Annotated in this window: 9 protein-coding genes and 1 pseudogene; 1 reads left to right on the forward strand and 9 read right to left on the reverse strand. The window is 65.0% G+C overall.

The features are described from left to right. The 4 genes and pseudogenes from E8E91_RS21425 to E8E91_RS21440 all read right to left on the reverse strand — a co-directional run. Positions 1-375: pseudogene (locus E8E91_RS21425) on the reverse strand (electron transfer flavoprotein subunit alpha/FixB family protein); the annotation flags it as partial. A gap of 1 nt (position 376) precedes the next feature. Further along, positions 377-1,126 (reverse strand): electron transfer flavoprotein subunit beta/FixA family protein, encoded by a 750-nt coding sequence (locus tag E8E91_RS21430; protein WP_280378616.1) that lies wholly within the window; start codon positions 1,124-1,126, stop codon positions 377-379. A 69-nt stretch (positions 1,127-1,195) separates the two neighbouring features. Next, the gene (locus tag E8E91_RS21435) at positions 1,196-2,056 is read right to left on the reverse strand and encodes an MBL fold metallo-hydrolase (protein WP_280378617.1); all 861 of its coding nucleotides are present in this window, start codon (positions 2,054-2,056) and stop codon (positions 1,196-1,198) included. Positions 2,057-2,409: 353 nt separating this feature from the next. After that, on the reverse strand, positions 2,410-4,044 hold the full coding sequence (locus E8E91_RS21440; protein ID WP_280378619.1) for a response regulator: 1,635 nt from the start codon (positions 4,042-4,044) through the stop codon (positions 2,410-2,412). A 153-nt stretch (positions 4,045-4,197) separates the two neighbouring features. On the opposite strand from E8E91_RS21440, the gene E8E91_RS21445 reads away from it, so the two are divergent. After that, positions 4,198-9,318 (forward strand): DUF4573 domain-containing protein, encoded by a 5,121-nt coding sequence (locus E8E91_RS21445; RefSeq protein WP_280378621.1) that lies wholly within the window; start codon positions 4,198-4,200, stop codon positions 9,316-9,318. A 345-nt stretch (positions 9,319-9,663) separates the two neighbouring features. Here E8E91_RS21445 and E8E91_RS21450 read toward each other — a convergent pair whose 3' ends face one another. From E8E91_RS21450 to E8E91_RS21470, 5 genes are all read right to left on the reverse strand, one after another. Further along, complete coding sequence (locus E8E91_RS21450; RefSeq protein ID WP_280378622.1) at positions 9,664-10,125, reverse strand: PA2169 family four-helix-bundle protein; 462 nt, start codon at positions 10,123-10,125, stop codon at positions 9,664-9,666. Positions 10,126-10,265: 140 nt separating this feature from the next. Further along, positions 10,266-10,706 carry a potassium channel family protein gene (locus tag E8E91_RS21455; RefSeq protein WP_280378624.1) on the reverse strand — a complete coding sequence of 147 codons (441 nt, stop codon included), beginning with the start codon at positions 10,704-10,706 and terminating at the stop codon, positions 10,266-10,268. A 12-nt stretch (positions 10,707-10,718) separates the two neighbouring features. Next, the gene (locus tag E8E91_RS21460; protein WP_280378626.1) at positions 10,719-11,750 is read right to left on the reverse strand and encodes a DUF2955 domain-containing protein; all 1,032 of its coding nucleotides are present in this window, start codon (positions 11,748-11,750) and stop codon (positions 10,719-10,721) included. Further along, the gene (locus E8E91_RS21465; protein WP_280378628.1) at positions 11,740-12,870 is read right to left on the reverse strand and encodes an HlyD family secretion protein; all 1,131 of its coding nucleotides are present in this window, start codon (positions 12,868-12,870) and stop codon (positions 11,740-11,742) included. The genes E8E91_RS21460 and E8E91_RS21465 overlap by 11 nt, the downstream gene beginning before the upstream one ends. After that, on the reverse strand, positions 12,867-14,402 hold the full coding sequence (locus E8E91_RS21470; RefSeq protein WP_280378629.1) for a TolC family protein: 1,536 nt from the start codon (positions 14,400-14,402) through the stop codon (positions 12,867-12,869). The genes E8E91_RS21465 and E8E91_RS21470 overlap by 4 nt, the downstream gene beginning before the upstream one ends. Between the last annotated feature and the right edge of the window lie 13 nt (positions 14,403-14,415).

Genomic DNA, 14,415 nt, shown 5'->3' on the forward strand with positions numbered 1-14,415 from the left:
ACGCTTGAAGGTGTCGGCGCTTTCAACGGCGATGATCTCGGAGATCTGGTCGACGTCCAGCAGGGCGGCTACGCGCGGCAGGTAGTTCTTGCCGTTGGTGGTAGCGGGGGCCAGCACGTGGCTGAAGTCGCGGGCGATGGATGCCACCAGCGGCGCGATGTTCTCCGGCAGTTGGTGGGCGTAGGCCGCGTGGTCGGCGACCAGCACCTTGGCCACGCCAGCGACCTTGGCGGCAGCTTCGGCGACAGCACCTACGCCCTGCCCCGCCACCAGGACGACAACCTCGCCACCGATCTGTTGTGCGGCGGTCACGGTATTCAGGGTGGCCGAAGCCAGGGTGCCGCCTTGATGTTCAGCGATTACAAGAACAGCCATCTCAGATCACCTTCGCTTCGTTCTTCAGTTTCTCGACCAGTTCGGCCACGGACTTGACCTTGATACCGGCCTGGCGGGCAGCCGGCGCTTCAACTTTCAGGGTCTTGACGGTGGAGGCAGTGGAAACACCCAGGGCGTCCGGGGTGACCACGTCCAGCGGCTTCTTCTTGGCCTTCATGATGTTCGGCAGCGACGCGTAGCGCGGCTCGTTCAGGCGCAGGTCGGTGGTGACGATCGCCGGCAGGGCCAGGGCAACGGTCTGCAGACCGCCGTCGATTTCGCGGGTGACGTTGACCTTGTCGCCAGCCACTTCAACCTTGGAGGCGAAGGTGCCCTGGGCGTAGCCAGTGAGGGCGCCGAGCATCTGGCCGGTCTGGTTGTTGTCGCTATCGATGGCTTGCTTGCCGAGGATGACCAGTTGCGGCTGCTCCTTGTCGACCACGGCCTCCAGCAGCTTGGCGACGGCCAGGGAGTTCAGCTCCTCAAAGGACTCGACCAGGATGGCGCGGTCGGCGCCTAGGGCCAGGGCCGTACGCAGCTGCTCCTGGGCACCACTGGTGCCCACGGTCACCACCACGACTTCCGTGGCGATGCCTTGTTCCTTCAGGCGCACCGCCTCTTCCACGGCAATCTCGCAGAAGGGGTTCAGGGCCATTTTCACGTTGGCGAGGTCGACGCCGGAATTGTCCGCCTTGACGCGGACCTTGACGTTGAAGTCGACCACGCGTTTTACCGCGACCAGTACTTTCATCCAGGGCTCCTGTTGCACGGGACGTAATGTCCCCATTCCCCTCGAAAAGGGGCAGTTTTCAGTGGGTAATCAACTATCCAGCCGATGCAGGTCGGCGTGGTGGTCGAAGGGTTGGTAGCGCGATTGCCGGTCGCGCATGACCTTGATCATCGCAACGCTGGTATCGCGTGGCAGGAACAGGCGCCCGCCATTGGCCACCAGGTGGTCCAGCAGGCGTTCCTTTTCGTCGATCAGGCATTCGGGATTGCGGTCGAAGGCGGTGGTCAGGTCGAGCCTGAGCCAGTGCACGGCCGGCACCAGGTCGCCGGCGAACACGATGGGGCCGCCGGGCATGTCGATTTCCGGCAGCAACTGGCCGGGGGTGTAGCCGTCGCTGACATGGAAGCGCCAACCGTCCAGCAGGTCGCAGCCCGATTCGTCCAGCAGTTTCAAGCGGCCACTGCTCTCCAGCTGGCGAATGATCTGCGGCACGAACAGCGCGCGGTCGCGCGGGTGCGGATGCCGGGCGCGCAACCAGTGGCGCCGGCCGGTGAGGTAGCGCGCCACGGGGAACAGCAGCCTGGGAGCATTGCCCTCGCGCACCGCCTCTTCCACGTCGTGGGGCAGCACCGCGTGCAGGTGGGTCAGGACCACGGCATGGATCTGCCCCTCCCCCAGGCCGTGACGGGCGAGGCTGTCCAGCAGTCCCTGGGCCTGCGGCTGGCAACGGCAGGTACGCGGCGGCGGCGCCAGGAGCGCATCGGTCCCGGCCATGACCAGGATATTCAGGCCGTCCTGCTGCACCAGCAGCGCGCGACTCGCCATTTCAACCTGGTTGTCATAGTCGGGGCTCATCCACTCGATCCAGGCACGCCGCGGCGTACTGCCGAACACGGCGCCGCCATCGAGCTTGCGGCTTCTGCCGGTTAACGTGGAAAGACTGCGGTTCACAACACTCACCTCTCTGAACAGGCCCATTGCTCGACGGAGTCATGGGCACTGACAGCCTATTCAGGATGCGAGCGTCTTTCCCCACCCCCAATGGGGTGGGAAATGGATAAGCGATGGGAGGTAGACGTGGATTCGGTTGTTTTGTGTAGGAGCGAGCTTGCTCGCGAAAGGCGGGGCTCAGGAGGTTCGCGAGCAAGCTCGCTCCTACAGGTAGCTCCGAATCGCGAAGCTCAGCCACAACCTACAAGATCGTCCGTAGGCTGGTCCGAGCGCAGCGAGGCCCAACGCTGCGGCGGTGAGCCCTGGGACGTTGGGCTTCGCGGAGCTCAGCCGCAACCTACGGGAGCCAGCCCCTAGCGCGGGGTGGCAAGTGGCAAGGAAAGGTTTACAAGCTGCCCGGACTCGGCGCTGTAGTGGCCTGCCAGGAGAGTCGTCAGTTGCTCGACAAGGCGTCGCTCGATGCCCTGGAGCCCTCTTCTGCGTCCAGACGGGGCCGCAAGCGGGCTGGATACCTGTAGCGCAAGCTTGACGATCGCGGCGGGTGCTTCCTCACCCTGCAGGCTGATCAGGATGGAGCCCTTGGGGCTCTGCCTGGCGGTGCAACTCAACAACGCGTCGACCAGATGCAGGAAGTGTTCCTCATCCATCCAGACAGCGGGAATCGAGCTCTGGCAGCTCAGGTCGACCTGGATATCCGGGTATTCGCCCATAGCCCTCCATGCTGCGATTCCCTGCCGAACCAGATCGGACGGTACGCAGGGAGAAGGCGAGAGCGTCACGCCACCTGCCGCGATATCGGCAACAAGCGCCATACGTTCCACGAGCCGGACAAGCGGTAAAGCACTCGTAGCCGAGGGCAGCAGGTCCAGGCCGGATTGAAGATCAGCAGCCAGACTGCGCAGCAACTCGACATCGTGCCGGTGCCTGGCTTCGGCATGTTCCTTGGCGTTGCGCAGCGCTTGCACCAGCAACTCACGCTCACTGAGATCCACCAACCCGCCGAGCATGCCGAGAACCTGTCCTTGCGCATTGCGAAAGGGAAAAAGCCAGGCGTGCATCAAGCGCTTCTGCCCGAATATCTGCACCCAGCCATCACCGCTGAAGGACGCCTCTTGCTCGATCAATCCCAGGTAGCGCTGCTGGACACGGGCACCCAGCTCAGGCGTGAACCAACCCGCCTCGGCGAATCGGGTGCCTTCGACGCGTTCCGGCGTCGTTTGGTAGAAGTCGAGAAAACGTTGATTGCAGAGCAGCAAACGACCCTCGCGGTCGCGCACGAACATTGCGTAGGGGGAGTCGTCGACCAAGGGTCGCAGACGGTCCAGTTCGTTGGCCCATTCGCTGGGTGCAGGCGCCAGGTCGACGCCATGTGAATCAGGGCGGGAAAGGCCATTGCGCTGGGCAATCTCGACCAGCTCAACCAGCGAACTGGCGTGCAGCTTCTCAAGAAGCCGCGTCTTGTAGGTGCTGACCGTCTTGAAACTGAGGACCAACTCATCGGCGATCTGCTGGTTGCTATACCCCTGCGCCAGGTGGTGCAAGACCGTCAGTTCCCGCGCCGAGAGCTGGCCAAGCTCGTCCGGTTGCGCTTCTCCGCCAGTCTCCAGGACGCGGGGAAAATAGCTGCGTCCGTGCAATGCGGCGCTGATGGCAAGGTTCAGTTCTGCGGGCTGGTCCTGTTTGCTGACGAAGCCCGAGGCGCCAAGTGCCTGACAGCGCGGCGCAAACTGCCGGACATTCTGGCCACTGAAGACCACGATCTTCAATTGCTCGTCATGGGTGCGAAGCCGGCGCACCAGCTCCAGGCCGCCATGCTGCGGAATTGCCAGCTCGAGAATGATCAGGTCAGGGCGCAGTTCCCGAGCCATGGCAAGCGCCTGCGAGCCACAACTGGCCAAGGCCAGCACCTCGTGGCCCAACTGTTCGACCTGCGCTTTCAATGCCCTGCACAACAGTGGCTGGTCGTCGACGATCAGAATCCGGCTCACCCTACGTTCCTTCGTTCATGCCTCGTCCTAGCCTAGTTCACCGCTTCTGATTGGGATTACTCCTACAAGGCATGGCACACGCTCCTACGGATTCAATAGGTAGCTAAGCAAATACTGATTTCCAGGCAAACCCCTTGCGTCCTGGAGATCATCATGAAAAAGCAACCCCGCCACAGTGCCCCGCTTGTTCTCGACGATCTGCGCCACAACAAGCTGGCGCATGTCATCAGCGTGGGACTGGCCACGCTGTTCAGCATCCGCATCGCGGAAGCCGAAGCCATGGATACGCTGGTCACGACCGAGCCGGAGGAGTTGAACCGGCCTTCGGCGGCGAGCCTGGACATCGACAGCCAGCCCGAAGCCGGGCAAATGCCGCCCTCGTACCTGGAAGTGGCGATGGAGGCCGCCCATGACGCTCCCCAGGTGTTCTTGACCCGCACCCTGCTGGGTGCGCCGGCGCCCATCACCCTGACCACGACAGGCGCAGTAGGTATCGCGAGCTCAGGCAGCCATGCCGATCAGGTGATCAGGCTGGGGGCGGCCGGCACCACTGGTATCGAGGCCAGCGCCGGCGAAGACATCCAGTTCGCCACCGGCCGTGTGGAGAGCAGCGCCCTCAACGCGACCCAGGCCAAGAACCAGGTCGGCGTCCACGCCACGGACGGCGGCCATGTCGCTATCACCGGCAGTGACGTGGTGCTGGAGCCGAAGACCGGGACGGGCGCCGTGATCACTGCCAGTGACATGACCGGCGTGATCGTCGATGGCGGCGCGTCCATCGCGCTGACCGATAGCAACGTGCTGGTCGGCGGTGGCGCCAAGGGCAACAACAATCGTGGCGTCGTCATCACCGGTCCTGGCTCCTCGGCGAATGTTTCCGGAGGTTCGATCAGCACCTCCTCATGGGGCGCGGTTGGCGTGAAGGTGGAAGGCGGCGCAACCGCGCAGTTGGCCGATGGCGCAAGCGTGACCACCAGCGGCGCGCGCAGCACCACCACCGGCGGCAGCCACGGGGTGCAGGTGACGGGGGCCGACAGCCGGCTCACCGTCAGCGATGCCACGATCAGCACCAGCGGCGGATCGGCCTATGGCCTGCGCGTCGAAGATGGCGCCAGCGTCGAGATGACCGCCACTGACCTCAACACCTCGGGCGGTAACGGCCACGGCGTCCTGGCCGACGGCAGCCGCGTCGACATCGACGGCGGGCACATCGGCACCTCCGGAAAAGGCTCGGTGGGCGTGTGGGCGCGCAATGGTGCCTCGGTTTCACTGGGCGGTGGCACCGAAGTGGTCACCAGCGGAGCGGGCGTTTCCACGTCTGCGCCTGTGGATGGTGAAAAGGCCTTGAGTTTGAGCCATGGCTTGCTGGCCAGCGGTGCGAACACCCGGATCGAGGGCAACGAAATCGCCCTCTCGATAGGCGGCAGCAGTGCCAGCGCCGTGCGCGCTGAGGACGGCGGCCTGGTCACACTGAGCAAGAGCGCTGTGGAGGTCGTCAGCGCAGCGACCAGTACCGCCACGACTGCAGCACTGCATGCACTGGCAGGCGGCCAGATTATGGGCTCGAACCTCGACCTGAGCACGCTCGGCACCAACGTAGGGGGAGCCCGCGCCGAAGGCGCCGGCAGCAGTGTGGCGCTGGACGCCAGCACGCTGACCGTCGCTGGCGGAGGCAGCATCGCCAACCCGGCAGCGGCAGCTCGCGCCATGGACGGCGGCAGCATTGTCGTGGAGAACTCGACGCTCCTGGCCCAGGGCACCTTTGGCCATGGCGTATCCGGCGAAGGTGCCGACTCCCATGTCCGCGTCGCCAACAGCGACATCACCACTGAGGGCGCACGCTCGATGGGCGTCTACCTGAAGGGGGGCGCAACCGGCGAAGTCGACGACAGCCGCATCCTGGTGACAGCACCGCTTGCCGGCATCGGCCCCTGGGCACCCGGCGTGCTGGTGGAAGGCGCGGGCTCCAGCCTGGACTTGACCCGCGGCGACGTGCATACCACCCAGGGCAGCAGCGTGGGCGTGCGTGCCCAGGATGGTGCCGCCATCAGCATCGACAAGGGCTCGGTGACCACCGACGGCAACTATTCGACCGCGATAGCCGGCAGCCAATCGACCATCAATGTCAGCAACGTCACCGTCACCACCCACGGCAACGACAATGCCATGGGCGTACTCGCCGACGTCGGCGCCACCGTGACGGTCAGCGACAGCTCGATCACAACCACAGGCAACGGTTCGCCGGTCGCGTCCAACCTGACCTTTCCCCACGGGCTGGCTTCACGCAATCCGGGCGCCCTCCTCAGTGCCACCCGCACCAGCGTGGTGACCCAGGGCTCCCAGGCCTACGGCGCTGCGGTCGACGACGGCGGCAGCATGCTCCTCGACGACGTTTCGGTACGCACCGAGGGTACCTACTCGGTCGGTTTGTACGCTGGCATCGGCTCGATCAAACCCGGCCAGGTGAGCCTTGAGGCCAACAACGTGACGGTGAACACCCTGGGCGACCACGCCGCTGGCGCCCTGGTCAGCCGCCGTTACCAGGATGAAACCGCCACGCTGAATCTGAGCAATGCCAGCGTGCACACCGAGGGGCTGCAGTCCCACGGCCTCCAGGCCGAATCCGGTGCGGCGCTGTCGGCCATCAATAGCACGGTAACCAGCAGTGGCGCGGGGGCACTGGGTGCCATTGCCAACAATGGCAGCACGGTCGAGCTCCATCAGGTCGGCATCACCACCACCGGCCTCGCCGGTCACGGGGCGGTGGCCAAGCAGGGTGGCAGTGTCAGCGGTACCGACCTGGTCATCTCGGCCTCCGGCGATCACGCCTCAGCGCTGTATGCGCAAGGTACCGAGGCGCAGAAAGGCCAAGTCGACCTGAGCAACGCCGTATTGAACAACCGGGACGGCGCCGGCATCGCCGTCGCCGGCGTTGCCGACATTACCCTGGAGCATGCGATCGTCGGAGGAAGCGGCCAATGGCTGAACGTCGACAGCTCGGTGGCCAGCGACGGCACTTCGCTGCCGGACATGGGCACAGGGCAATGGCAAGGGATAGGTCAATCGTTCGACGCCGCCGGCCACGCCACCCTCGATCTCTCGGGTTCGATTGTGACCGGCTCGGCGGCCACCGCCGCTGGCAGTCACTCCAGCGTGACCCTGCGCGAAGCCAGCATCTGGCACCTGACAGGTGACTCGAACCTGAGCACCCTGAACGCAGCCACCAGCCTGATCGACTTCAGCGCCCCCGTGGGCGGCCTGTACAAGAAGCTGACCGTCAACGACTACCAGGGCGACAACGCCACCCTTGCGTTGAACACCTACCTGTACGACGACGATTCCCCCTCCGATCAATTGGTGATCGACGGCGGCAAGGCCAGTGGCAGCAGCAACCTTTTGATCAGGAACGCGGGCGGTCCGGGGGCTCTGACCCAGGGCAACGGGATCAAGGTCGTGGACGCGATCAACCAGGGCACCACGGACGCCGACGCCTTCCGCCTGCTCCACCGCGTCAAGGCTGGACCGTACGAATACACCCTCTATCGCTCCAGCCTGGACGCAAGCAATGCAAACGCCTGGTACCTGCGTTCGACCAAGGATGCGGTCCCGGTCGATCCTGTGGACCCAGTCGACCCAGTCGACCCAGTCGATCCGGTCGATCCCGTAGACCCAGTCGACCCCGTCGATCCGGTCGATCCCGTAGACCCAGTCGACCCAGTAGACCCCGTCGATCCTGTAGATCCGGTTGACCCCGTGGACCCAGTCGACCCTGTGGATCCGGTTGACCCCGTAGACCCGGTTGACCCTGTGGACCCGGTTGACCCCGTGGATCCGGTTGACCCCGTAGACCCGGTCGATCCCGTGGATCCGGTTGACCCCGTAGACCCGGTCGATCCTGTGGATCCGGTCGATCCCGTGGATCCGGTTGACCCTGTGGACCCAGTCGACCCTGTGGACCCAGTCGACCCCGTCGATCCGGTCGACCCTGTGGACCCGGTTGATCCTGTGGATCCAGTCGACCCCGTCGACCCGGTCGATCCTGTGGATCCGGTTGATCCTGTGGATCCAGTCGACCCCGTGGATCCGGTTGACCCCGTAGACCCGGTCGATCCTGTGGATCCGGTTGACCCTGTGGACCCAGTCGACCCTGTAGATCCGGTTGACCCTGTGGACCCAGTCGACCCTGTAGATCCGGTTGACCCCGTGGACCCGGTCGACCCAGAAGAGCCAGAGGAACCGGAAGAACCCGCTGAACCAGAAGGTCCGCTTCCTCCGCAGGTCCCCAACTATCGCGCCGAAACGTCGCTCTACAGCGCAATTCCGAACCTGGCCCTGCACTTCGGCCATGCCATGGTGGATACCCTGCATGAGCGCGTCGGTGAGGAAGTACGCCGCGCTGTGGATCCCCTGCCTGCTGAAGATGTCGAGGAGTACGGTCCCTCGCTCGGTTGGGGACGCCTGATCTACCGCCGGGGCGACGATGAGCTGGCCAACGGCGCCGCCTATGACTACCACCTGCAAGCCTTCCAGGTCGGCCTTGACCTCCTCCGCTTCGAGGATACGGACGGCAGCACCGATCAGCTCGGACTCTCCCTCTTCGCCGGCAAGATGTCCGCTGGAGTCACCCATTCGGACGGCGAGGCAGCCGGTAACAACGACCTGCGCGGGTATGGCGTGGGCGGTTACTGGACTCATTTCGGACCGGAGGGCTGGTACCTGGATGGCGTGTTGCAGTTCAACCATATCGACGTCGACGCGCATTCCGAAGACATGGCCGAACTGAAAACCAAGGGGAATGGCGTCACAGCATCCGTGGAAGCGGGATACCCATTCGCGGTCAGCGACGACAAGACCCTGAAAGTCGAGCCCCAAGCCCAGGTGATCGTCAGCAAGTTCAAGCTCGAAGACAGCCAGGATGCTGCCGCCGGCGTCGAGTTCGACGATGTCGATTCCCTGACCGGACGCCTCGGTGTACGTATCGACAAGGACTGGTTCCGCGAGAACGACAAAGGCGAAGTCCAGCGCACCAATGCCTGGATACGGCCGAGCATCTGGCATGAGTTCAAAGGCCAGCCGAAAACGGAATTCTCCTCGGCGCAAGGCAAGGTCCCCTTCGTCTCCGACATGGGCGGGTCTTCGTTGGAGGTCAACCTGGGCGTTGATCACCAGATCGACGAAAACACTTCCCTGACCTTCTCCGCGGGTTACCAGAAAGGGTTGGACGACGAGAGCAAAGGACTCGAAGGGATGATCGGAGTGAAGGTGAAGTTCTGACTCTGATCGACCTTCACTTTCGCAAGCGAGCGAAAAGCCCCTGATCTCTGGCTTGATCAGGGGCTTTCCTTTTCTTGATGCGCCACACGCCTCGGCCTACGCCTGTTGCGGCGGCGCACCGCCAGTGATGTCACTACCCTCACACCAAAACGTTTGGCGGGGACCCATCCGTTCACAGGATCGCTCATGAGCAATCTCCTCATGTTGTCGTTCCTGTTGCAGTCGACACGCCGACGTTGGCAATGATTCAGGCTTTCTGCCCACCGGCGCGGCGTGGCGCCTTGGGCGGTACCGGATCGGCTACATTCTGCTGGTCCGGTGACGCCTCAGGACGTAGTTGCCCAATCAACCGGTTCGCGCGGTGCTGCGCATGGCCCGGATCTCCTGGTGATTACGCAGGACTCCTTCGTACTGGCGCTGGACCATGGCGCGTATCTCGCTTGGCAATGGCTGATGCAGGGCCTCGGCGTAATTCTTTTCCGCCAGGTATTCGTCGCGCTCGGCTTCGTCGAGAACGCGCTGCTCGTCCTTGCCGGAGACCAGGGTTTTGAGATCAACCCAACGACGATGCAGTTCGCCGCTGACGCTGGCGTTGTGTCCGGGTCTGCCGCCGAGTTCCACCACTGAACGCTGCAATTCGGTGGCTGCGTTGCCGCATTCTTGCGAACGGGTCGTGAACCATTCCTGCAGGTCCAGCCGCTGAACGTCCGCGGCACAGGCCTTGAAGTCGGCTTCGCCGTCCTTGCAGGTCTCGATCAGGGAGTTGAGGGTGCGAATGATGTCTTCACGATCGTCTGGGTTATGCATGGTGCTTGCTCCCGGCCTGGCGCCGACGATGCCGCGCTGAGCCAACAGGTGGCTGAAAGGCCCGCGTGGGGCCTACCCAGATTCCGACGCGCCACCGGGGTAATTCGTTCAGACTTTTTTTGGGGGGTGGGCGCCCTGCCCTAACCCTGATGTCGCTGCTCGAACGCGCGCTTTAGCACATCCGTGACGGTGGCCGTCATCACCGCCGTCGACACGCCGAACATCAAAATGCCGTTGGCGGCTTCCAGCGGTCCCAACAGCCGCCACTCCGCGCTCATGACCATATCGCCGTAGCCCAGCGTGGCGAAGTTCACCCCTGAGTGATAGACCGCCGTGGCGAAGTCCTCGAACTCGCCGAGCGCCAGGAACAGCGCGCCCCAGACGCCCATCTGCACGAAATTGCCCAGCAACATCACCAGCATGACCAGCGACAGCAGCAGCGTGTTGTGCCACATGGACTCCTGCCCCGTCCGGCGCCGCATGTAACGAACGTAAGGCCGCAACCCGTACGCCACGAATATCGCCTGCAGCACCAGGCACAGCACCATCACGGGGATTCCCACCAGCAGATCGAAAAGCATTTGAACGTCCTCTCAAAGGGCTGCGCGGCGCTGCCGGAGAAAACGCCGGCGGTCGATCACGTAGACCGCCGCGCAGGCATACAGGGTGACGGCGATGAACAGCCCCATGCGCACCGCGAAGGCGGTGTACACGTCCTTGCCGGACTCGCTGTCCTGCACCGACTGGCCCAGCAGGATGATCAGGGTCACCAGGGTGTTCATCCAGAACCCCGGCGTCTGCCGGGTCGCCGCCAGGGCGTAGAGCCGGCGGCCCAGTACCAGGCCGAACAGCAGCATCCAGAGAAAGAACATCCACAGATGGGGAAACAGGCTCAGGGCGCTCCAGAACAGGATCGCCAGCAGGCCGCCGAGCAGCGTCGAACCCAGCAGCTCGCGGCCGGCGTTGCGCGCCGAGGTGCCGCAGACCTGCTGGCCGAGGCTGACCGACTTCATGATCAGCGGCATGTAGCTGCTCGGGTCGACCAGCGCGAGAAGAAAGGCCGGCAGCACCACCAGCGTGGCTCGCAGGGCTATCCAGGCGGACTCACTGGCGTCCAGCACCGGGCGGGGTCGCGCCGCCGGCGCATCGGCGGGCTCCGGGAACAAGGCGTGGCTGACCAGGGATACCAGCACGGCCAGCAGCATGCCCTTGGCCAGCGCCTCGATCACGGTGACCGCGAGGGGAAAAAGAAAGGTGCCCGCCGCCGAGATCATCGTCAGGCCGACCACGAGGAACTGCGTCACCAGCGGATTGCCCCCGCGCAGGCCGTGGCGGAAACAGAGGAACAGGCACAGGCCCACTAGCAGCACCCCGGCGGGTGGCGCGTGTTGCAGCAGCGGGATCATCAAAAGGCCCGTGCCGGTGGTGAGCATGATTACCAGAGCCAGCGCCGGGGCGGCTTTCAGGGGCAGCGGGCGGTTGTTCGTCACCAGCAGCAGGAGCACGAAGATCGGCGTCAGGAAGGGAATCGGCAAGGCCATGCCGAAGCTCATCGCCAGCCCCAGGGCGACGCCGCAGGCCAGGCGCAATGCGCGCCGGCCGCGCGGGTCGTGCTCAGTAGGCATAGGACAGCCAACTCATGAGTCGGATGAACAAGCGGCCCAGGGGATTGAGCGGATTGCCCTCGATGGGGAAGGCCATGACTTCCGCCTGGCCGCCAACGCGCAAGCCACGCAGCTGATCCAGCTCACCGGGCGCGAACTCCACGATCACCGGGAAGCGCTGCGCCGGTCGCAGCCAGTCCCGGCTGTTCTCCACCGTCGGCAAGGTGCCGGGCGCCGGTGCCTGGCCCGCGCTGACGCCGTAACCGACGCTGCGCACCCGCCCCTCGAACACCCGCCCCGGAAATGCATCGAGCACGATGGCCACCGGGCTACCCACCTCGACGTGGCCCAGGTTGTTCTCGGTCATCTCGGCGCTCAGCCAGAGGTCGTGGATGGCAATCAGGGTCATCACCGGACTGCCTGCCCCGACGTACTGGCCGACATCCGTGCGCAGGTCGGTGATCAGACCGGCGGAACGCGCCTTCACCCGCGTGTTGGCTTCATCGAGCTGGGCCTTTTCCAGTGCGGTGGCAGCGCTGCGCAATTGCGCGTTTTCCTCCTCGCTGCCGCCCTGCTGCTCGCGGGCCCGCTGCACTTCGGCACGGGCCGCGGCCACCTGGCTTCTGGACTGTTCCAGGGTGGCGCGCGCCACTTCCAGGCGGCGCACGGAGATAGTGCCCGGATCTTCCCGGTAGAGCCGTTCGAGGCGGTCGCTGTCCTGGCGGGCCTTGACCTCGTTGGCCTGGGCCGCCCGCAGCGAGGCCAGGGCCGAGTCGATGGCGGCGGTACTGGCGCCGATCTGCCGACGCATGGTTTCCAGGTCAGCGCGAGCGCGGTCGGCGGCGATGCGGTACTGCGCCGGGTCCAGCTCGAAGAGCACCGCGCCCGCCTCCACGTCCTGGTTGTTGCGCACATTCACCTTGGTGACCCTTCCTGCGACTTCCGCCGCCACCGGCACCACAAAGGCCTGCACGCGGGCCTGCTGGGTATAGGGGGTGAAGCGGTCCGCCAGCAGGTACCAGACCAGTGTCAGGACGATAACCAGCGCCACCCAGCGCGTTCCCTTGGCCGCCGCATCGGGCTTGCCGGTGGGCTCGGACTGGCTCGGCGCCTCGGCCTGCGCCTGCGATTTCTCGCTCATTCTCGTTCACCTTGTTCGCTATCTGTGACCGGCCGGGCCGGAGGCGGCTCGTCCAGCAGGTCGTCCCAGTCGGTCCGTTGCTGCATCTGCTTGCGGGTGGCGTCGTCGATCATCGGGCCGTCCCGGTACCAGCCGCCGCCGAGGGCCTTGTACAGGCCGATCAGGTTGCTGACGGCGTCGCTGCGGCTGAGCAGGTAACTCTCCTGCTGCTGGAACAGTTCGCGTTGGGCGTCCAGCACCCGCTGAAAGTCGGCGAACCCCTCGCGGTACTGGGCGTTGGCCAGGTCCAGGGAGCGCAGCGCGGCCAGGGCGCTCTCGCGGCGGATGCGCTCGCTTTCCAGTGCCTTGGCCAGACCGGTGGCGGCGTCGTCGGCTTCCCTCGCTGCCTGGCGCACACGGTCGCGATAGGCCTCGATCAACTGCTGCAGGCGTGCGTCCTGCACCCGTATATCGTTCTTGATGCGGCCATGATCGAAGACGTTCCAGGCAATGCTGGGGCCGGCGACCAGGTCCAGGCTGTCCGGCACGCCGTCAAGGGTCGAGGCGCTCCAGGCGATGCTGCCCAGCAGCGTCACCGAGGGGTAAAGGTCGGTTTCGGCAACGCCGATCAGCGCCGACTGGGCGGCCACCGCCAATTCGGCGGCGCGCACATCCGGGCGGCGCAGCAGCAGGTTCGCTGGTACGTCCTGCAGGACGGCGCGATCCAGCAGCGGCACCTGCCCTTCCCCGCCCGACAGCTCAGGCAGCGGTCCGGGCGGGCGGCCGATCAGCACGGCGAGGGTGTTGCGCGTCCGCTGGAGCTGGGCTTCGAGGTCCGGAATGGTCGCCAGGGTGCCCAGGTACTGGGTCTTGGCCTGCTGGAAGTCCAGTTCCGAGCTGTCGCCGCTGCGGAACAGGCGTTCGGTGATCTCGAAACTGCGCTTCTGCCGCTCAGCGTTCTCCCGGGCGATCCCCAGGCGGGCTTCGAAGGTGCGCATGACGAAATAGGTATCCGCCACCTGGGCACGCAGGAGCACCAAGACGTCCTCGTAGTTGGCACGGGCGGCGAAGTAAGCGGCGTCGGCCGATTCGATGGCACGGCTGAAGCGCCCCCAGAAGTCCAGTTCCCAGGCGATGTCGAACCCTGTGCTGTACTGCCAGGAGTGGGTGTCGCGGGGGTTCTGGCCACCGGACTGGTTACGGTCCAGGTAGAGACTGTCGGCACTGACCTGCTGGAATTGCGGATAGCGGCCGCTCACGGCGATGCCCAACTGCGCGCGGGCCTCCATCACTCGCAGGCCGGCGATTTCCAGGTTGGAGTTATAGGCGTCCGCTTCGGCGATCAGCCCATCGAGGATCGGGTCCTCGAACACCTGCCACCACTGGACGAAGTCCGGCTGTGGGCGGTTGAGGCTGATCTGCTCCATCGCCGGGCTGTTCCAGTGCTCCACCCAGGGCTCGCGCGGCGACTGGAAGTCGGGGCCCAGGCGTACGCAGCCGCCAAGGCCCAGAGCACCCAGCAGCAGAAGACGCAGACAGGAAGGATGAGCCATGGCGCCCGTTCCG

Origin of the sequence: Pseudomonas sp. BN515, assembly GCF_029873155.1 — a bacterium.
In the GTDB taxonomy this organism is placed as follows: Bacteria; Pseudomonadota; Gammaproteobacteria; order Pseudomonadales; family Pseudomonadaceae; genus Metapseudomonas.

Coding starts and splice junctions, on each gene's coding strand:
- E8E91_RS21430 (WP_280378616.1), bottom strand. CDS start 1,126: ATGAAAGTACTGGTCGCGGTAAAACGCGTGGTCGACTTCAACGTCAAG.
- E8E91_RS21445 (WP_280378621.1), top strand. CDS start 4,198: ATGAAAAAGCAACCCCGCCACAGTGCCCCGCTTGTTCTCGACGATCTG.
- E8E91_RS21450 (WP_280378622.1), bottom strand. CDS start 10,125: ATGCATAACCCAGACGATCGTGAAGACATCATTCGCACCCTCAACTCC.
- E8E91_RS21455 (WP_280378624.1), bottom strand. CDS start 10,706: ATGCTTTTCGATCTGCTGGTGGGAATCCCCGTGATGGTGCTGTGCCTG.
- E8E91_RS21460 (WP_280378626.1), bottom strand. CDS start 11,750: ATGCCTACTGAGCACGACCCGCGCGGCCGGCGCGCATTGCGCCTGGCC.
- E8E91_RS21465 (WP_280378628.1), bottom strand. CDS start 12,870: ATGAGCGAGAAATCGCAGGCGCAGGCCGAGGCGCCGAGCCAGTCCGAG.
- E8E91_RS21470 (WP_280378629.1), bottom strand. CDS start 14,402: ATGGCTCATCCTTCCTGTCTGCGTCTTCTGCTGCTGGGTGCTCTGGGC.